Below are 18,916 nucleotides of genomic sequence, written 5' to 3' on the forward strand. Positions count from 1 at the left end.
GATCAGCCGATTCGCTCGAACACTGCAGCAAGTCCCTGGCCGCCGCCGATGCACATCGTCTCGAGTCCGTAGCGGACCTCTCGTCGGTCCATTTCGCGCAACAGCGTTGCCAGGATGCGGGCACCGGTGGCACCGACGGGATGGCCGAGCGAGATGCCGGAACCGTGTGGGTTCAGTCGCGGATCGTCGGATTCGATGCCCCACGACCGGGTGACGGCGAGAGCCTGAGCGGCGAACGCTTCGTTGAGTTCGATGACGCCCATGTCGTCGAGACTCAGTCCGAGCCGCCCGAGCGCCTTCTCGCTCGCCGGTACCGGTCCGATGCCCATCGTCCGTGGGGCAACACCGGCCACGCCCCAGCCGGCCAATCGCGCCAGCGGCCGAAGGCCGAGCGCGGCAGCTCTTTCCGGGGTGGTGACGATCGCGATCGCGGCGCCGTCGTTCTGTCCGCTGGCGTTTCCTGCGGTGACGGTGGACTCCGGGTCCACCGACGCGCGGATCGCCTTCAGCTTCGCCAGTGACTCCACGGTGGTGTCTGCCCGCGGATGCTCGTCGGTGGTGACGAGCATCGGATCCGATTTGCGTTGGGGGACCGACACTCCCACGATCTCCTCCGCGAACACACCGCTGTTCTGTGCGGCCACTGCACGTCGGTGGGACTGGACTGCGAGTGCGTCCTGATCGGCGCGGCTGATGGAAAATTCCGCGCGCAGGTTCTCTGCGGTCTCGATCATCCCGCCGGGTACCGGAAAGTTCTTGCCGCCCGCGGTCACTCGCGCTCGGGCGAGTCGGTCGGACAGGGCCACTGCCTCGGCCTTGACGCCCCACCGCATGCCGGTGGCGTAGAACTCGGTCTGACTCATACTCTCGACACCGCCGGCCAGAACCAGATCGTTGCCCCCGGATTGCACCTGCATGCACGCCTGCAGTACCGCTTGCAGCCCGGAGCCGCAGCGGCGGTCGACCTGCATCCCGGGGACGTCGATACCCAGATCGGCATCGAGTGCGGCGATGCGTCCGATCGCCGGTGCATCACCGTTGGGGGACGCCTGACCCAGGATGACGTCGTCGATGTCGGCACCGGAGATGCCTGTTCGGGCAACGAGTTCGGAGATGACCGTACTGGCCAGGGCCTGGGCGGAGATGTCTCGGAACTGACCGCCGAAGCGGCCGACCGGTGTTCGAAGGGGTTCGCAGATCACGGCGTCAGGCATGGGTGTTTCCTCGCTTGTCGTTGGGCCCGGTGCTCACCCGGAGCAGGTCGATCTCGATCGCGCGGGTGGCGTCGAGCAGAGCCGGGAGTAGTTCGGTGCGGACTGCATCGGCGGAATGACGCGCAGCTTGAGTCGAGACGTTCGCTGCGGCGACAACCACGCCGTTGTTGTCGTGGATGGGTGCGGCGATCGACCGCAGTCCTTCTTCGAGTTCCTGATCCACCAGACAGAAGCCCTCGCTCCGCACTCGTGCGAGTTCGCGTCCGAGCGCATCGGCAGTGGTGATCGTCTTGCCGGTGAGAGGTGTCAAGCGCACCCGATCGAGGTAGGCCGCGAGTTCCTCGGCAGGCAGTCCGGCCAGCAGCACACGACCCATCGATGTCGCGAACGCGGGGAACCGGGTGCCGATGTTGATGCCGACTGTCATGATGCGGCTGACCGGAACACGGGCGACGTACACCACGTCGTCGCCGTCGAGAATCGAGACCGAGGACGACTCGCGAACCCGTTCGGCGAGAGCCTCGAGGTGCGGCCCCGAGACTTCCGGGAGCGACAGGCTGGACAGATAGCTGTAGCCGAGCTCGAGCACTCGTGGGGTGAGCCAGAACATCGAGCCGTCGGTGCGGACGTAGCCGAGTTCGACGAGTGTGAGCAGGAAACGCCGGGCCGTGGCCCGGGTGAGGTCGGTTGCTCGGGCGACATCGGAGAGAGTTCGACGCGGATGCTCGGCGTCGAAGGCTCGGATCACCGCAAGACCACGACCGAGGGACTGGACGTAGTCCGAGGACGGCGGCGGCGATTCCGCGGGGTTCACGAGGTACCCGGTTCGGTCTCGGCCGAGGTCTCGGCGATGGCCGCGTTCGCGAGACCGAATGCGCTGTTGCTGTTCGGAACTCCCGCGTACACCGCGGTGTGCAGGAACACCTCCGCGAGGGTGTCCGGTGCGGTGCCTGCTCGTAGGGCTGCCCGGATGTGCATGTCGAGTTCGTGTTGATTGCCCACGGCCGTCAGGATGGCCAGGGTCAGCAGTCTGCGGGTGTGGTGATCGAGTCCCGGGCGATTCCAGATGTCACCCCATGCGGTGCGGGTGATGAAATCCTGGAACGGTGCGGTGAAATCGGTTCGTGCGGCGATGCTGCGGTCGACGTGCGCATCGCCGAGGATGCTGCGCCGCACCGCCATACCGGCATCGTGGGCCGCCGCGCGTCCGACGGCATACGCATCCGATCCGATGTGTGCGGCAACGGCCACGGTGACCGGTCCGGCTTGTTCGACGTTGGCCAGATGCGCGGCCGGGTCGAGTACCCGGAACGTCGATCCGGCGACGCCGTCGGCGATGATCTTCAGGTCCGCGGGGGTGGTCGAGGGATCCTGCAGTCCCGCGATCACCAGGGTCGGAGCGGTGATTCGGCGCAGATCCGAACGAGAATCCCAGTCCGACAACGCCTCACAACATGCTGCGTAGCCCTCGTCCGAGGTATCGACGATCATCCGGCGATGCCGGTCGACGAGATCGGTGTCGCGATCGGCCAGTTCGGGGGTGAACCAGCGCGCGAGTACGGCGTCGGCCACCGACGCCGTTCCCGCCGCTCGGACAGCGGCGGCTCGTTCGAGCCATTGCGCCGGCTCGCCGAACTTCGCCGAGGTGCACAGCAATGTCAGTGTCCGCACTCGCTCCGGGCGATGGATGGCGATCCACTGCGAGACCGCACCGCCGAGGGACAGTCCGACGATGTGCACACGGGCCAGATCGAGTGAATCCAGCAGTGCCACCACGTCTTCGGCGAGTTCGCTCACCGAATAGGGGCCGGGTGGGACCGGAGACCGTCCGTGCCCGCGAAGGTCGACGGAGAGAACGTGAACGGAGGCGGAGAGCGTTCCGATCTGCGGGTTCCACATCGATCGATCCGAGCCGAGCGATCCGATCAGCACGACGGTCTCCGCGTCGGGGCCTGGCCCCTCGGTGAGTTCGTGTGCAAGTGCGACGGTCATCGTGAATCCTTCGATTCTGTGGTGTGTTCGGTGTCGAGGGCATGCTCCGCGAGGATCGCGTCGACCAGTTCGGGTGCGTGGCCGAGATACGCGGCCGGGTCGAGTAGTTCGCGCACCGTCGACGGTGGAAGAAATGCCGTGATGGCAGGGTCGCTGTCCAGCGGGGCTCCCACCGCGCATCGCGCGGTGACTATGTCCCGGGCCTGCTCGGTGTGCGTTGCCAATGCCGCGGTGACACGTTCGGCGAGCAGAGCGCCGCCCGTTGCGTCCAGATTTCGGGCCATCTCTTCGGGATGTACGTGTAACCCGCTCAGGCTCTGCGAGAGTCGATGAGCGGCACCACCGGTGAGGCGCAGCAGATCGGTGATGGTCTCCCATTCGGCATGCCACGCTCCCGCGGCGCGCTGGTGTTCGTGGTCCATGTTCGACAGCACCGTCGCCACCGCACCCGGGACCCGCCGGGCCGCGGCGCGAGCCGTGACGGCGGCAACCGGATTGCGCTTGTGCGGCATCGCCGACGATCCACCCGGCGCGTCCTCCGAGACCTCGCCCAGCTCGGTGGCGGACATCGCCACGATGTCCGCGGCGATCTTGCCGATCGTTCCTGCCGCGATGCCCAAGGAGCACGCGATGTCGGCTATTGCGGTGCGGTCGGTGTGCCAGGGCGCGGTCTGTCGAGCCAAGCCCAGTTCGACGGCAAGCGCCGCGGCAATGGCCGGTCCGTGTGGATGCACGGCCGCGAGAGTGCCTGCAGCTCCGCCGTACTGGACGGTGCACGCGCGTCGAACGGCAGCAACCCTGGTCCGCGCACGGCACAGCCCCGAGAACCAGTTCGCAGCCACCAGGCCGAAGGTGGTGGGCAATGCCTGCTGGCCGAGAGTGCGGGCCGCCATCGGGGTGGTCCGGTGGGCCAGGGCGAGACCTCGCGCAGCGGCACTCGCAGCGTCGAGCGAGGCCTCGATGACACCGAGTGCATCGCGGCAGACGAGTATCAGTGCGGTGTCCATGACGTCCTGGCTGGTGGCCCCCGGATGTACTGCGGTGGCAGGAACCCCGGCCTCGGCCACCTCGTTCCGAAGGATCTTCACCAGCGGGATCACCGGATTGCCCCCGGCCGCCGCATCCACTCCGAGCCTCGCGATGTCCAGCTGCGCCCCGAGTTCGGCCGCAGCAGTGGTGATGACCTCGGCGTGACCGGCGTCGACGAGACCGACCGAGACTGCGGACCGGGAGAGCGCCGCCTCGACGGCGAACATCGCTGTCACCCAGGCCCGGTCGCCCACGAACGGCGCAACCTCGTCGCTGCCGAACGTCGGATCGAACAGTGCCCCTCGTTCGGATTTCATCGTCCCCTTTCGCCAATCGTGTGTCACAGCGCGAAGAACGGAGTCTCGTCGCCGTCCGGATCGGTGTTCTGCAGCACGATGTCGAGGTGATATCCGCCGTGCACCGGTGCTGCGACGAGTCTGGCACGCTTGTGCTCCGGCATGGCGGACAACACCGGATCGACCGCATTGGCCTCGGTTTCGTCGGGAAAATACACTCGTGTCACGGCTCGATCGAGCATTCCACGGGCAAAGATTGCGACGTCGATGTGCGGTGCTTCGACGGCACCGTTCTCGGCGGGCAGCGGCCCCGGCTTGATCGTCGTGATCGCCATCGTTCCGGTCTCGTCGGCGAACGCTCGCCCGAAGCCGCGAAAGCCTGTGGTGCGCGACGGCACCGCGCCGCGCGGATCGTCGGGGTGATCGAACCGGCCGTCGCCGTCGGCCTGCCAGGTCTCGATCATGCCGTCGGACATGGGGTTTCGGGCTCCGTCGATCAGGGTGAACGACACGGTGATCTCGCCGTCGGTGCCCTGCGGGACCACGCTCTCACCGTCGGGCCACAGCAATCCGATGTGAACGTACGGGCCCACTGTCTGGGACGGGGTCTGGCCGAACGGTGCGGTACCGAAGTCGGCACCTGCGTTCACCGGGTAGCGCGGGGCGAACTCGGGATCAGTCATCGTGGTCGTCCTCCTCGAAGGGGGTTGCGTTTCGGCCGCGCAGCACGATGTCGAATCGGAATCCCAGGGCCCAATTTTCCTGTGTCGCTTCGTAATCGAACGTGCTGATCATTCGAGCACGCGAGTCCTCGGGCACGGCGTTGAAGATCGGATCCTGGAAGAACATGGGGTCGTCCGGGAAGTACATCTGAGTCACCAGTCGTTGGGTGAACGCCTGGCCGAACAGTGAGAAGTGAATGTGGGCGGGTCGCCACGCGTTGTGGTGGTTGCCCCAGGGGTACGCGCCCGGCTTGATCGTGGTGAATCGATACCTGCCCTCGGCATCGGTGAGTACACGACCGTTGCCGTTGAAGTGCGGATCGAGCGGTGCAGGCCACCGGTCACCGGTGTGACGGTATCGGCCGCCTGCATTGGCCTGCCATACCTCGACGAGTGTGTTCGGAATCGCCTTGCCGTCGCTGTCGAGCACGCGGCCGTGCACGATGATCCGCTGCCCCTGTGCCTCACCGTTGTTCGCCAGGGTGAGGTCCGAGTCGGCGGCGGTGACGCGTCCCTCGCCCAGCACCGGTCCGGTGATCTCGGTGAGTCGCTGGGGGAGCAGGGTCAGCGGCTGAGCGGGATGCCGAAGGGCGGTGGTCCGATACTCGGGGAAGTCGAGCGGGGCATGGACCCCCGATTGATCCCGATACTCGGGCGGGAGATGAAGCATCGAAGGTTCCTCACGATTGTGGTGATCTACGCAACAGCCAGAATAGCGAAATGTTCGCATTGTGGCAACCTGTTCATATTCCGCACAATATGCGGTAACGTGCGTCTCATGTTGGATAAAGTCGTGGCCAGCGCCACCGAAGCCGTAGCGGACATTCCCGACGGATCGTCGATTGCCGTCGGCGGATTCGGATTGGTCGGAGTGCCGGAGATCCTCATCGACGCCGTACTCGCCCAGGGCGCGACCGATCTGGAAACCATCAGCAACAACTGTGGAACGGATGGATTCGGCTTAGGAGTGCTGTTGGCACACCACCGCATTCGCCGGACCATCAGTTCGTACGTCGGCTCGAACAAGGAGTTCGCGCGGCAGTATCTCTCCGGCGAACTCGAAGTCGAATTGACCCCGCAGGGCACCCTCTCCGAACGACTGCGAGCAGGTGGTGCCGGCATACCGGCGTTCTTCACGCCCGCAGGGGTCGGAACTCAGGTCGCAGACGGCGGTTTGCCGCTGCGGTACGACGGCAGCGGCGGGATCGCACTGGCCAGTCCGCCCAAGGAAACCCGTGAATTCGACGGTGTCACCTACGTGATGGAACGCGGAATCGTCGCCGACTACGCGCTCGTGCACGCCTGGAAGGGCGACCGCCACGGCAACCTGGTGTTCCACGCCAGTGCCCGAAACTTCAATCCGCCTGCCGCCGCGTCGGGGCGCATCACCGTCGCGCAGGTCGAGCATCTCGTCGAGCCGGGCGAGATCGGACCCGACGAGGTGCACACCCCGGGTATTCACGTGCAGCGGGTGGTCCATGTCGGACCGGTCGAGGTCGGCATCGAGCAGAGGACGGTACGAGCATGAGCGAGAAGATGACCCGCGAACAGATGGCGGCTCGGGTGGCGCAGGAACTCAGCGACGGTCAGTACGTCAATCTCGGCATCGGCATGCCGACTCTCGTGCCCAACTACATCCCCACCGACGTCTCGGTGATCCTGCATTCGGAGAACGGAGTGCTCGGCGTCGGACCGTATCCCACCGAGGACGAACTCGACGCCGAGATCATCAACGCGGGCAAGGAGACCATCACGGTCCTTCCCGGTGCGTCCTACTTCGATTCCGCACAGTCGTTCGGAATGATCCGTGGCGGTCAGGTCGACGTCGCGGTACTGGGGGCGATGCAGGTCAGCGCCACCGGTGATCTGGCGAACTGGATGATCCCCGGGCACATGGTCAAGGGGATGGGTGGCGCGATGGATCTGGTGCACGGAGCGCGACGCGTCATCGTGATGATGGAGCACGTCTCTCGCAAGGGTGAGCCGAAGATCGTCGAGCGCTGCACCCTGCCGCTCACCGGGAAGGGCTGCGTGCACAGGATCATTTCCGACATGGCCGTTCTCGACGTCACCGCGAACGGGCTGCGTCTCGTCGAGACCGCGCCCGGTGTGTCCGTGGACGAGGTCAGGAACGCGACCGCTGCCGAACTACTGGTCGACGCTGCCCTCTGAGACGAGAACGCGGTCGGCGTGTGAGTAGATGTTCATCGACCGACCGCGGAGGAAGCCGACGACCGTCAGGCCGGATTCGGTCGCGAGGTCGACCGCGAGCGAGGACGGGGCCGAGACCGCCGCGAGAATCGGTATTCCGGACATCACCGCCTTCTGAGCCAATTCGAACGAGGCGCGGCCGCTGACCATCAGCACCGTGCCCTGCAGCGGAATCCGATCGTTGGTCACCGCCCAGCCGACGACCTTGTCGACGGCGTTGTGGCGTCCGACATCCTCACGCAGAACAAGCATCTCGCCGTCTGCGGTGAACAGGGCTGCGGCATGCAGACCGCCGGTGGTGTCGAAGACCTTCTGCGCAGCGCGCAGCGTGTCGGGTAGCCCGGACAGAGTTGCCGACGTCACGACGACGGTATCGGCCACGGGGGAGTGTTGGGTGCGCAAGCGAATTGCGTCCAACGACCCCTTGCCGCACACTCCGCACGAGGACGTCGTGTAGAAGTTCCGTTCGACGCCGGTCTCCGGCGGAGCGACTCCCTCGGCCAGGGTGACATCGAGGACGTTGTAGGTGTTCGTGCCCTCGTCGTCGACTCCGTCGCAGTAACGAGCCGCTGCGATGTCGGCTCCCGAGGCGATCACACCTTCGGTCAGCAGGAAGCCGTGAACGAGCTCGACGTCGTGTCCGGGAGTGCGCATGGTGACGGCCAGCGCTGCGCCGTTCACCCGCAACTCGAGCGGCTCCTCCACCACGAGGGTGTCGGGGCGTTCGACGCGGTGCTCACCCCGGAGTCGGACGACGGGCCTGCGGGTGGTGATGCGGCCCATCAGTATCGGCTCGATTCGCGGTGACTTCGGTGACTCATTCTTCGATTGTGGACCCCGGCGTTCTCGGGCCGTCGACTCGGTGGGCCATTGCGCTCACCAACGAGACCATGCGGGGGTGATCGACGAGATCGTCGACGAGCACTCGCTTGCCTTTCGCGTCGGCCAACGGGATCTTCCAGTTCTCGTACTGGGTTTCGTCGGTACCGGGCTGGTTCTGAATGCGGTGTTCTCCGACGGCGTCGACGAGAGCGACACCGATCAGCAGGGATGGACTGCGCTGGACGAGGCGATGCAGAGCTTCCACCGTGTCGTGGTTGTCGGCGTCGGCGCCGAGCAATCCGCGCTCGCGCGCCATGTCGAGGACGGCCTCACGTTTGCGCGCGTCGACCTCCTTCTCGGAATCGATATCGCGTTCGAGCAGGCCGAGACGTGATCGCAGGTCGATGTGTTCGCCGTCGAGATAACCGGCCGTGGGCGGCAGATCGTGCGTGGTCACCGACGTCAGACACAGAGTGCGGTAGTTCTCCGGCGGGATCGGCCCCGATTCGTCGGCCTCGAACCACAGGATCGAGGTGCCGAAGATGCCGCGTTCGGTGAGGTACTCCTGCACCATCGGCTCGAAGACACCGAGGTCCTCACCGACCACCACTGCGCCTGCGCGCTCGGCCTCGAGAGCCAGTATGCCGATCAGAGCCTCGTGGTCGTACTCGACATACGTTCCGCCGCCGGCATTCTCGGCCTCCTGTGGAATCCACCACAGGCGGAACAGGCCCAGGATGTGGTCGACGCGGATGCCGCCTGCATGTCGAAGGATGGTGCGCAGCATGTCGCGGTACGGGACGTATGCCAGTTCGCGGAGCCGGTCCGGATCCCACGGGGGTTGGTTCCAATTCTGGCCCTGCTGGTTGAAGTTGTCCGGCGGCGCGCCCACCGTGACTCCCGACGCCAACACGTCACCCAGAGCCCAGGCATCGGCTCCGCCGCGCGCAACGCCCACGGCGAGGTCGTGCATGATGCCGATGTCCATCCCCGCATCGAGTGCCGAGCGTTGCGCGGCTGCCAACTGCTCGTCGCAGATCCACTGCAGCCACATGTGGAAGTCGATGCGCTCGGCGAGCTTGGTGCGCTGCTGGAGCACGAAGTCGGTCCGCGGGTGTGCTGCCTTGTCGGTCCAGGCCGAATTCTCGGGTCCGAACTTCTCCGCCAGGGCGCTCCACACCGCGAAATCGCGCAGTCCGGAACCCTCGCGTTCGACGAAAGCGCGGAATGCGGATTCGCGCGCCGGGCTCCGTTCGACCTTGTGAACACGTTCCAGGGCACGCAGTTTCGCCGTGAAGGTCGAGTCTCTGTTCAGCTTTCCGGTTCGTTTGTTGGCCTTGTCGAACCGCTTCGCCGCTTTCTGGACCTTGCCGAACTGTTCCGGTGACAGCAGCGCGGTTTCACGAATGTTCTCCACTCGGATGTAGAGCGAGTTGAAGAACCGGCGGGTGGTCGGCAGATAGGGCGACGCCTCGACCGGTGTGGTGGGTCGGTCGGCGTGCAGCGGATTGACGAGGAGGTAGTCGAACCCGTGCTCGCGGCCGGCGATGTCGGCCATGTCCTCCAGATCGCCGAGATCGCCGATTCCCCACGATCGTCTCGACCTCACCGAGTACAACTGGGTGAGCAAACCCGTCCGCTGCCGGTCTGCCAGTTCTGCATTGGGGGACAACGACTTCGGAGTGACCACCACGACCGCGTCCGATGTTCGGACCGTGTTGTCCTCGCTGATGGTCGTCGCGGTCAGGCTGTGCCAACCGAGCGGTGCATTACCCGGAACGACGAACGTGGCGCGACCCATGAGGCGGCCGTCGACCTCCCGGGGATCGACCCAGACGTCGGCCTGGGCCACCTCGATGGTCTCACCCTCCTCGGAGACCATCGAGACCTCGACCGGATTGCCGTGTGGCACATGCACCCACACCACGGCATCGGTGCCCTGCGTGGCCACCACCACGGGCGGAAGCAAGCGCCGCCACGGCGCGTTCTCGATGTCGGCAAGAGCGCGGTCGACGTCCTCGGTGGATTCGGTTGCGTAGCCGCGCGCCGCGAGCACCTGACGCAGGGTGTCGTCGCTCACTTCGTGTTCGGTGTCGTCCCAGCCTCGGTACGAGGTCGATGTGCCGAGACGTCGGGCGAGAGAGCGAAGTGCCTGCGAGTAGTCCACATCGATGATCGTGCCAGTTCGCTGCGCCCGCGTCATGCCGGCCGGGACGTTGTTCACCTGCCATCGGTGCGAATCGAACGATCGGCGGGCCCGGTTGCTCGACTGCCAGGATTGAAACGCCGTGCGCTGGGTAGTCTGACTCGGCGAACGGTAAGAACACTGCTCGGCGACGATGGGAAGTGCGGATGGCTGGGGTCAGCAAGATCGAAGAACTGGAGCGAGGTTCCGGTGCACCGGTCGAGCTGAGGGTGCGTGCCGAGGCCGACCAACTTCCGGTGGTTCGCGCGGTCGCCGAGACTCTCGCAGTGCTCAGCGACTTCACGCTCGACGACATCGCCGATGTGAAGCTGGTCGTGGACGAGGTGTGTTCGCAGCTGATCAAGGGCTCGGTCACCGATGCGGAGCTCTCCTGCACGTTCGCTGTGAGCGACTCCGGAATCCGGATCGTCGTCACATCCACGTTGACACCCACGTCCGTGCCGAAGAAGGACAGCTTCGGCTGGCACGTGTTGCAGACGTTGACCGACACCATCGAACTGCGCGCCGACGACGCGGTCGAGGGCCAGGCGGGTCGCGCGGTCGCGATCGACGTGGTCAAGCGGAGGAGCAAGGTCTAGTGCCTGTGCCGCACGAACGAAGCACACGGCGAGAGTCCGACGATTACAGCGACGTTGTCGCACTGATCCAGCAGATGCAGGCGCTCGACGAGAACTCTCCGCAACGCCGAGTACTGCGCGATCGCATCATCACGCGCTGCCTCCCTCTGGCAGAACACATCGCGCGCCGCTTCGGCGGTCGCGGCGAGGCACACGAGGATCTCCTGCAGGTCTCACGTCTCGGTCTGGTGAACGCAGTCGACCGGTTCGACATCGAACGTGGATCGGATTTCGTGTCGTTCGCCGTGCCCACGATCATGGGCGAGGCTCGCCGCTACTTCCGCGACGCCGGATGGTCGGTCCGGGTGCCGCGGCGCATGAAGGAACTGAACTCGATGATCTCCCAGGCGGTGGGGTCGTTGTCGCAGAAGCTCGGTCGAGCTCCGACCGCCAGCGAGATCGCCGCCGAACTCGGGATCGACGTCAAGGAAGCCTCGCAGGCATTGCTCGCGCGCAGCGCGTACCAGACCGTCTCGGTCGACTCGGTGGTCAGCGAGGATCGGTTGCCGCTGATGGACACCCTCGGTGCCGACGATCCCGAACTCGAGAAGATGGAGAGCTACCTCGCGGTGCGCCCCGCACTCGAGAAGCTGCCCGAGCGAGAGCGTCGAATCGTCGTCCTCAGATTCTTCGGGTCGATGACCCAGACGCAGATTGCCGAGAAGGTGGGGATTTCGCAGATGCACGTCTCGCGAATTCTGGCTCGCACCCTCGCTCAGTTGCGTGAGGACCTCGGCGAGGACTGAGGGCAGGAGTGGAGCCTGCGGAACGACTCGATCGGTCGACCGGAAAAGCTAGGCTCGCGGGATGAGCATGTACGACGACGTCGACGAGTACATCGGAGCCCGTCGAGTCACGGGCCTGGCGGCATCGCACGATTTCTCGCGGGCGGTGATCGCGATTGCTGCACTGGACGATTCGCGGACCGAGTACCGAACGTCGTTGTGGGAGATCGATGTCGACGGTGGTTCGCCTGCCCGACGCCTCACCCACGGCGAGTGGGGTGAGAGCGCTCCGGTGTTCACCTCGGCGGGCGATCTGTTGTTCTCTCGCCGGTCCAGCAAGGACGATCCGGCCCGGCTGTGGATTCTGCCTGCGTCGGGCGGCGAGGCGCGAGTGCTCGAGACTCGGTCGGCCGGTCTGAGCGAGGTCCGAACCGCCCGTTCCGGACTCGGGCTCGTCGGGTTCTCGCCGGTGTTCGGATCGTCGAGCACCGATGAGGACGACGACGCCCTGCGCACCGAGCGCAAGGCGAACAAGGTGGATGCAATTCTGCACACCGGGGTTCCGGTGCGTTTCTGGGATCACGACCTGGGCCCGGCGACCCCACACTTGTTCTCGGGATCGGCGGACGGTTCCACCGGACTGCGCGATCTCACCCCCGGTGCGGCCGGGGCACTCCACGAAGCGGCATTCGATGTCGTTGCCGACGGTTCTTTCGTCGTGTCCACCTGGGCCGTCCCCGGCGCTCTGGCGACCGTGCGGACCGTGCTGGTGCGCATCGACACCGCGACGGGGGAGCGCACCACGATCGTCGACGACGTCGATGCCGACCTGGGCGCGCCTGCGATCTCGCCCGACGGCGCGTCCGTGGTGTTCGTGCGTGAATCGCTCTCCACTCCCGAGGACGCGCCGCGAATGACGCTGCAGCGCTACGATTTCGAGTCCTCCTCGGTCGTCGACGTCGCGCCCGGCTGGGATCGGTGGCCGATCGACCCGGTGTGGCTGCCGGACGGGTCGGGGGTACTGGTCACCGCAGACGACGACGGCCGGTCCCCGATATTCGTCGTCCGTGACGGCGCGGAGCCGCGTCGGCTGACGAACACCGACGATGCGTACACCCACGTTCACGTGTCCCCGGACGGAACCAGGGTGCTGGCACTCGCCGCGTCCTATCTGGCCGCTCCGCATCCGGTCTCGATCGACCTGTCCGACGGCACCGTCGTCGACCTCGACACCTCCATCGACCGCTGTCCGTTGCCGGGAACTCTCACCGAGATCGACACCGTCGTCGACGACGGTGCCCGGGTGCGCGGCTGGCTGGCACTGCCCGAGGGTGCCTCGGACGCGGCGCCCGCACCACTGCTGCTGTGGGTGCACGGTGGTCCGCTCGGTTCGTGGAACACCTGGTCGTGGCGGTGGAATCCGTGGCTGATGGTGGCCCGCGGATACGCCGTGCTGCTGCCGGATCCGGCCCTGTCCACCGGGTACGGCCAGGAGTTCGTGCAGCGCGGCTGGGGAGCGTGGGGCAAGGCCCCGTTCACCGATCTGATGGCGTTGACCGATGTCGCGGCCGGGCTACCCGAGATCGACGACACCCGCACCGCGGCGATGGGCGGATCCTTCGGCGGCTACATGGCCAACTGGATCGCTGGACACACCGACCGGTTCGACGCCATCGTCACCCATGCGAGCCTGTGGGCGCTCGATCAATTCGGGCCGACCACCGATGCGCCGTACTACTGGGCCCGCGAGATGTCTCCGGAGATGGCGGTGGAGAACTCCCCGCACCTGTTCGTCGCGGACATCGCGACGCCGATGCTGGTCATCCACGGCGACAAGGACTATCGCGTGCCTATCGGCGAGGGCCTGCGGCTGTGGTACGAACTGCTCAGCGAATCCGGTCTGCCCGCCGACGACGAGGGCAACACCGAGCATCGTTTCCTCTATTTCCCGGCCGAGAACCACTGGATTCTGAGTCCCCAGCACGCCAAGGTCTGGTACGAGGTGGTGCTGGCATTCCTGGCGGAGCACGTGCTGGGCGAGAGGGTGTCGATGCCCCGAATCCTCGGCCACTAGAATCGACCGGTGACCAGTTCAGCGCCAGAGCACTCAGAGAACCCCGCCGATTCGATCGACCTGCCCAAGAGCTGGGATCCCAGTGCGGTCGAGGCGGAGCTGTACCGGTCCTGGGTCGACGCCGGGTACTTCGAAGCCGACGCCACCAGCGGCAAGCCGCCCTACTCCATAGTGCTGCCCCCGCCCAACGTCACGGGCAGCCTGCACATGGGTCACGCTCTCGACCACACGTTGATGGACGCGCTGAGTCGTCGCAAGCGGATGCTCGGGTACGAGGTGCTCTGGCTGCCGGGTATGGACCACGCGGGAATCGCCACGCAGACCGTGGTGGAGAAGCAGCTCGCCGCCGACGGAAAGACCAAGGAAGAGTTCGGCCGCGAGCTGTTCATCGACAAGGTCTGGGACTGGAAGCGTGAATCGGGCGGAACCATCGGTGGGCAGATGCAGCGCATCGGCGACGGTGTCGACTGGAGCCGAGAGCGTTTCACCATGGACGACGGCCTGTCCGAGGCCGTGCAGACCATGTTCAAGCGGATGTTCGACGACGGTTTGATCTACCGCGCCGAGCGACTGGTCAACTGGTCGCCGGTGCTGCAGACCGCCATCTCCGACATCGAGGTCAAGTTCGAGGACGTCGAGGGCGAACTCGTGTCGCTGCGATACGGCTCGCTCGACGACTCCGAACCACATGTCATCGTCGCGACAACCCGCGTCGAAACGATGCTCGGCGACACCGCAGTTGCGGTCCACCCCGACGACGAGCGGTACAAGGCTCTCGTCGGCACCACCCTCGAGCACCCGTTCACCGGACGCCGGATCCCGATCATCGCCGACGACTACGTCGACCCCGAATTCGGCACCGGCGCAGTGAAGATCACCCCGGCTCACGACCCCAACGACTTCGAGATGGGCGTGCGGCACTCGTTGCCGATGCCCTCGATCATGGACAAAGCAGGCCGGATCGCCGAGACCGGAACGCAATTCGACGGTATGGACCGCTTCGAGGCGCGTGTGAAGGTTCGTGAGGCACTGGCCGAGCAGGGCCGCGTCGTCGCCGAGAAGCGCCCCTACCTGCACAGCGTCGGCCACTCCGAGCGCAGCGGTGAGCCGATCGAGCCGCGCCTGTCGCTGCAGTGGTGGGTCAAGGTCGACACCCTGGCGAAGGCGGCCGGTGACGCAGTCCGGAACGGCGACACCGTCATTCATCCCAAGAGTCAGGAACCGCGCTGGTTCGCCTGGGTCGACAACATGCACGACTGGTGCATCTCGCGTCAGCTGTGGTGGGGTCATCGGATTCCGATCTGGTACGGACCCGACGGCGAGACCGTCTGCCTCGGACCGGGGGAGAGCGCACCGGAGGGCTGGGAGCAGGATCCCGACGTCCTCGACACCTGGTTCTCGTCCGGGCTGTGGCCCTTCTCGACGATGGGGTGGCCCGACGCCACGGCCGATCTCGAGAAGTTCTATCCCACCGGCGTTCTCGTCACCGGATACGACATCCTGTTCTTCTGGGTCGCCCGCATGATGATGTTCGGCACCTACGTCGGAGCGGACGACGCGATCACCGCAGGTAAGCAGGGGCCGCAGGTTCCGTTCCGAGATGTGTTTCTGCACGGCCTGATTCGTGACCAGTTCGGCAAGAAGATGTCGAAGTCGCGCGGCAACGGAATCGATCCTCTGGACTGGGTCGATCGTTTCGGTGCCGACGCGTTGCGCTTCACGCTCGCTCGCGGTGCGAACCCGGGTGCCGACATGTCCGTCGGCGAAGACCATGCGCAGTCGTCGCGCAACTTCGCCAACAAGTTGTTCAACGCCACCAAGTTCGCTTTGATGAACGGCGCGGCACCGGCAGATCTGCCTGCCCGTGCCGAGCTGACCGACGCCGACCGATGGATCCTCGATCGACTCGAAGAGGTTCGGGCAGAGGTGGATTCGGCGTTCGATCGCTACGAGTTCAGTAAGGCCTGCGAGGCGCTGTATCACTTCGCCTGGGACGAGGTCTGCGACTGGTACCTCGAGATCGCCAAGGTGCAATTCGCCGACGAGACCATCGCCGCCACCACGCGCGGGGTTCTCGGTAACGTCCTCGACGCTCTGCTTCGGCTGCTGCATCCGGTGATCCCGTTCGTCACCGAGACGCTGTGGAAGGTGCTCACCGGCGGCGAGTCGCTGGTGATCGCGGCGTGGCCGAGTCCGGCCGTCGAGTCTCTCGATCCCGTTGCGGCACAACGCATCGAGGATATGCAGCGACTCATCACCGAGATTCGCCGATTCCGCAGCGATCAAGGACTCAAGCCGTCCCAGAAGGTGGCGGCCCGCATCGTCGGAGTGTCCGAATCCGATCTGGACGGGCAGATTTCGGCAGTCACCGCACTGGCTCGACTGACCGAGCCCGCCGAGGACTTCGCCGCGACGGCGTCGGTCGAGGTGCGCCTGAGCAAGGCCACCGTGGTCGTCGAACTCGACACCTCGGGCACCGTCGACCTCGTCGCCGAGCGGGCCCGGCTGGTCAAGGATCTCGCCGCTGCGGAGAAGGAACTCGCGCAGACCACCGGCAAGCTCGGCAACGAAGCGTTTCTCGCGAAGGCACCGGATGCGGTGGTGGACAAGATCAGAACACGCCAGACGATCGCGGGCGAAGAGATCGCACGCATCTCGGCGCGGCTCGAATCGATGGGAAGCTAAGTGACCGAACCCGACGCCGCCCTGCCCCTACCTCCGCCGAGTCCGGTCGATCTGGCCGAGCTCGCTCTCGTGGAGGCCGAGCTCGACAAGCGTTGGCCCGAAACGAAGATCGAACCGTCGACTGCTCGAATCTCGGCGCTGATGGATCTGCTCGGCTCCCCGCAGAAGGCGTACCCGTCGATTCACGTCGCCGGCACGAACGGCAAGACCTCGGTGACCCGCATGATCGATGCGCTCCTCACCGCATTCCATCGGCGTACGGGCCGCACCACCAGTCCGCACCTGCAGATGGCGACCGAGCGGATCAGCATCGACGGGCGGCCCATCTCGCCCCGGCTCTACGTCGACACCTACAACGAGATCGCACCGTTCGTGGACATGATCGACGCGCAGTCCGAGGCTGCGGGTGGACCTCGCATGAGCAAGTTCGAGGTGGTCACGGCCATGGCGTTCGCGGCGTTCGCCGAGGCTCCGGTCGAGGTAGCCGTCATCGAGGTCGGGCTCGGTGGGCGTTGGGACGCCACCAACGTCGTCGACGGTGAGGTTGCCGTCATCACCCCGATCGGCCTCGATCACGTCGAGTTCCTCGGCGACGATCTCGCGGGGATCGCGGGGGAGAAGGCTGGGATCATCAAGAAGGCACCGGAATCGCTCGTGCCGCGTGACACGGTCGCGATTCTGGCGAAGCAGCAACCCGAGGTCTCCGAGGTCCTGCTGCGGGCAGCAGTGCAGGCGGACGCCGCGGTGGCGCGGGCCGGATCGGAATTCACCGTGCTCGGCAGGCAGATCGCCGTGGGTGGCCAACAACTGGAACTGCAGGGGCTCGGTGGGGTGTACACCGACGTCTTCCTTCCGTTGCACGGCGAGCATCAGGCGCACAATGCGTCCCTTGCACTCGCTGCGGTCGAGGCTTTCTTCGGTGCCGGGCCGGATCGCCAGCTCGATCAGGACACCGTGCGCGCTGCGTTCGCCACGATCGTCAACCCCGGTCGACTCGAGCGAGTACGCAACGCCCCGACAGTGTTCCTCGATGCCGCGCACAACCCGCACGGGGCAGCAGCGCTTGCAGCCGCCCTCACCGACGAATTCGACTTCCGCAAACTCGTCGGCGTCGTCAGCGTCATGGCGGACAAGGACGTCGGAGCGATTCTCGAGGCACTGGAACCGGTGTTCGACGACATCGTCGTCACCCACAACGGGTCGGCGCGGGCGATGGACGTGGACGCGTTGGCCGACATCGCGGTGGCCAAGTTCGGCGACGAACGGGTCGTGGTTGCGTCGACCTTGCCCGATGCCCTGGAGACTGCCATCGGCTTGGCCGAGGAAGTCGCCGAGCCGGGCGAGGCCGTGTCCGGTGCCGGAGTCGTGGTGACCGGATCCGTGGTGACCGTCGGTGCAGCTCGCACTCTGTTCGGAAAGGACCCCGCGTGAGCGAGACAGAGTTCAGACCACCCACGAACGATCCGTGGAAGGGCTTCCGCGGTGTCGCGGCGGGCACTCTTGTGCTCGAAGCCATCGTGACGCTGCTCGCGCTGCCGGTGGTGGCCACCCTGGGTGGCGGTGCGACCTGGTTCTCGACGACGTACATCGTGGCGTTGGCCGTGGTGATGATCCTGGCTGCAGGAAAGCAGGGGGAGCCATGGGCGATGAAGCTCAACCTCGTTCTCCAGGTGTTCGTTCTGGCCGGGGCCGTGTTCCACCTTTCCATCGGAGCCGTCGGCCTGATCTTCATCGCGGTCTGGCTGTATCTGCTGTACCTGCGCCGTGACATCACCGAGCGCATCCGACGAGGAATGCTGCCGGGGCAGCGCGACTGACAGGGAAGCCCGTCGGTTTCGGCGATGCGCCGCGCGCCGCATCGCCGTGTTCCATTAGTGTCGTCGACGTGACCGACCGCACCCTTGTACTGATCAAGCCCGACGGAGTTGCCCGGCGTTACGTAGGAGAGATCCTCGGCCGCGTGGAGAAGAAGGGTCTGAGCATCGTCGCACTCGAGCTCAAGACCGTCTCCCGCGAATTGGCCTCGGCTCACTATGCGGAGCACGAGAGCAAGCCGTTCTTCCCCGAACTTCTCGAGTTCATCACGTCCGGACCGGTGGTGGCCGCGGTACTCGAAGGCCCCCGCGCCATCGCTGCGTTCCGCCAGATCGCAGGCGGTACCGATCCCGTGGCCAAGGCGGTTCCCGGCACCATCCGCGGTGACCTCGCGCTGGACGGTCAGCAGAACCTGGTACACGGATCGGATTCCGTGGAATCGGCCGAGCGCGAGATCGCACTCTGGTTCCCCGGTCTCGCCTGACCGTTCCACCCTCGACAGAAAAAG

At 65.8% G+C, this 18,916-nt stretch carries 17 protein-coding genes; 9 read left to right on the plus strand and 8 right to left on the minus strand.

Features of this window, described 5'->3' with window-relative positions; all coding sequences use genetic code 11:
• Positions 1–2 precede the first annotated feature (2 nt).
• Genes ABZ677_RS05470 through pcaH form a run of 6 tightly spaced genes read right to left on the minus strand, consistent with a single transcriptional unit; the run spans position 3 to position 5,923 of the window.
• Positions 3–1,214, minus strand: coding sequence for an acetyl-CoA C-acetyltransferase (locus ABZ677_RS05470; RefSeq protein ID WP_037193157.1), 1,212 nt, complete (start codon positions 1,212–1,214; stop codon positions 3–5).
• Positions 1,207–2,028, minus strand: coding sequence for an IclR family transcriptional regulator (locus tag ABZ677_RS05475; RefSeq protein WP_037193155.1), 822 nt, complete (start codon positions 2,026–2,028; stop codon positions 1,207–1,209). The genes ABZ677_RS05470 and ABZ677_RS05475 overlap by 8 nt, the downstream gene beginning before the upstream one ends.
• Positions 2,025–3,206, minus strand: a complete 1,182-nt coding sequence (gene pcaD, locus ABZ677_RS05480) for a 3-oxoadipate enol-lactonase (protein ID WP_358367270.1) — start codon at positions 3,204–3,206, stop codon at positions 2,025–2,027. Before pcaD ends, ABZ677_RS05475 begins: the two co-directional genes overlap by 4 nt.
• Positions 3,203–4,552 (minus strand): 3-carboxy-cis,cis-muconate cycloisomerase, encoded by a 1,350-nt coding sequence (pcaB, locus tag ABZ677_RS05485; protein ID WP_358367273.1) that lies wholly within the window; start codon positions 4,550–4,552, stop codon positions 3,203–3,205. The genes pcaD and pcaB overlap by 4 nt, the downstream gene beginning before the upstream one ends.
• A gap of 23 nt (positions 4,553–4,575) precedes the next feature.
• Positions 4,576–5,214 carry a protocatechuate 3,4-dioxygenase subunit alpha gene (gene pcaG, locus ABZ677_RS05490; RefSeq protein WP_358367276.1) on the minus strand — a complete coding sequence of 213 codons (639 nt, stop codon included), beginning with the start codon at positions 5,212–5,214 and terminating at the stop codon, positions 4,576–4,578.
• A complete protein-coding gene (gene pcaH / locus ABZ677_RS05495) occupies positions 5,207–5,923 on the minus strand; it encodes a protocatechuate 3,4-dioxygenase subunit beta (RefSeq protein ID WP_037193146.1) in 717 nt (238 codons plus the stop codon). The genes pcaG and pcaH overlap by 8 nt, the downstream gene beginning before the upstream one ends.
• Positions 5,924–6,031: 108 nt before the next feature.
• Between pcaH and ABZ677_RS05500 the strand changes: the two genes are divergently transcribed.
• Positions 6,032–6,781, plus strand: coding sequence for a CoA transferase subunit A (locus tag ABZ677_RS05500; protein WP_179274629.1), 750 nt, complete (start codon positions 6,032–6,034; stop codon positions 6,779–6,781).
• A complete protein-coding gene (locus ABZ677_RS05505; protein WP_037193144.1) occupies positions 6,778–7,425 on the plus strand; it encodes a CoA transferase subunit B in 648 nt (215 codons plus the stop codon). The genes ABZ677_RS05500 and ABZ677_RS05505 overlap by 4 nt, the downstream gene beginning before the upstream one ends.
• Here ABZ677_RS05505 and fdhD read toward each other — a convergent pair.
• Positions 7,402–8,247, minus strand: a complete 846-nt coding sequence (fdhD, locus tag ABZ677_RS05510; protein ID WP_358367280.1) for a formate dehydrogenase accessory sulfurtransferase FdhD — start codon at positions 8,245–8,247, stop codon at positions 7,402–7,404. The two genes, ABZ677_RS05505 and fdhD, sit on opposite strands and share 24 nt — an antisense overlap.
• A 34-nt stretch (positions 8,248–8,281) precedes the next feature.
• On the minus strand, positions 8,282–10,489 hold the full coding sequence (gene malQ / locus ABZ677_RS05515) for a 4-alpha-glucanotransferase (RefSeq protein ID WP_358367799.1): 2,208 nt from the start codon (positions 10,487–10,489) through the stop codon (positions 8,282–8,284).
• Between the two features lie 149 nt (positions 10,490–10,638).
• On the opposite strand from malQ, the gene ABZ677_RS05520 reads away from it, so the two are divergent.
• The 7 genes from ABZ677_RS05520 to ndk all read left to right on the plus strand — a co-directional run bounded on the left by ABZ677_RS05520 (position 10,639) and on the right by ndk (position 18,892).
• Positions 10,639–11,070, plus strand: a complete 432-nt coding sequence (locus tag ABZ677_RS05520) for an anti-sigma factor (protein WP_037193139.1) — start codon at positions 10,639–10,641, stop codon at positions 11,068–11,070.
• The gene (locus ABZ677_RS05525) at positions 11,070–11,855 is read left to right on the plus strand and encodes a SigB/SigF/SigG family RNA polymerase sigma factor (RefSeq protein WP_037193137.1); all 786 of its coding nucleotides are present in this window, start codon (positions 11,070–11,072) and stop codon (positions 11,853–11,855) included. The genes ABZ677_RS05520 and ABZ677_RS05525 overlap by 1 nt, the downstream gene beginning before the upstream one ends.
• A 61-nt stretch (positions 11,856–11,916) precedes the next feature.
• Entirely contained in the window at positions 11,917–13,908 is a 1,992-nt protein-coding gene (locus tag ABZ677_RS05530) for a prolyl oligopeptidase family serine peptidase (protein ID WP_094635562.1), read from the plus strand.
• A gap of 9 nt (positions 13,909–13,917) precedes the next feature.
• A complete protein-coding gene (locus ABZ677_RS05535) occupies positions 13,918–16,593 on the plus strand; it encodes a valine--tRNA ligase (protein WP_358367283.1) in 2,676 nt (891 codons plus the stop codon).
• Positions 16,594–18,024 carry a folylpolyglutamate synthase/dihydrofolate synthase family protein gene (locus tag ABZ677_RS05540; RefSeq protein ID WP_094635560.1) on the plus strand — a complete coding sequence of 477 codons (1,431 nt, stop codon included), beginning with the start codon at positions 16,594–16,596 and terminating at the stop codon, positions 18,022–18,024.
• Entirely contained in the window at positions 18,021–18,410 is a 390-nt protein-coding gene (locus tag ABZ677_RS05545) for a DUF4233 domain-containing protein (RefSeq protein WP_037193130.1), read from the plus strand. Before ABZ677_RS05540 ends, ABZ677_RS05545 begins: the two co-directional genes overlap by 4 nt.
• Before the next feature lie 68 nt (positions 18,411–18,478).
• Positions 18,479–18,892: a nucleoside-diphosphate kinase gene (gene ndk / locus ABZ677_RS05550; RefSeq protein ID WP_032394582.1), complete on the plus strand. Its 414-nt coding sequence runs from the start codon at positions 18,479–18,481 to the stop codon at positions 18,890–18,892.
• The last annotated feature ends 24 nt before the right edge of the window (positions 18,893–18,916 follow it).

The organism is Rhodococcus sp. NPDC006774 (assembly GCF_040636045.1).
Classification (GTDB): Bacteria; Actinomycetota; Actinomycetes; order Mycobacteriales; family Mycobacteriaceae; genus Rhodococcoides.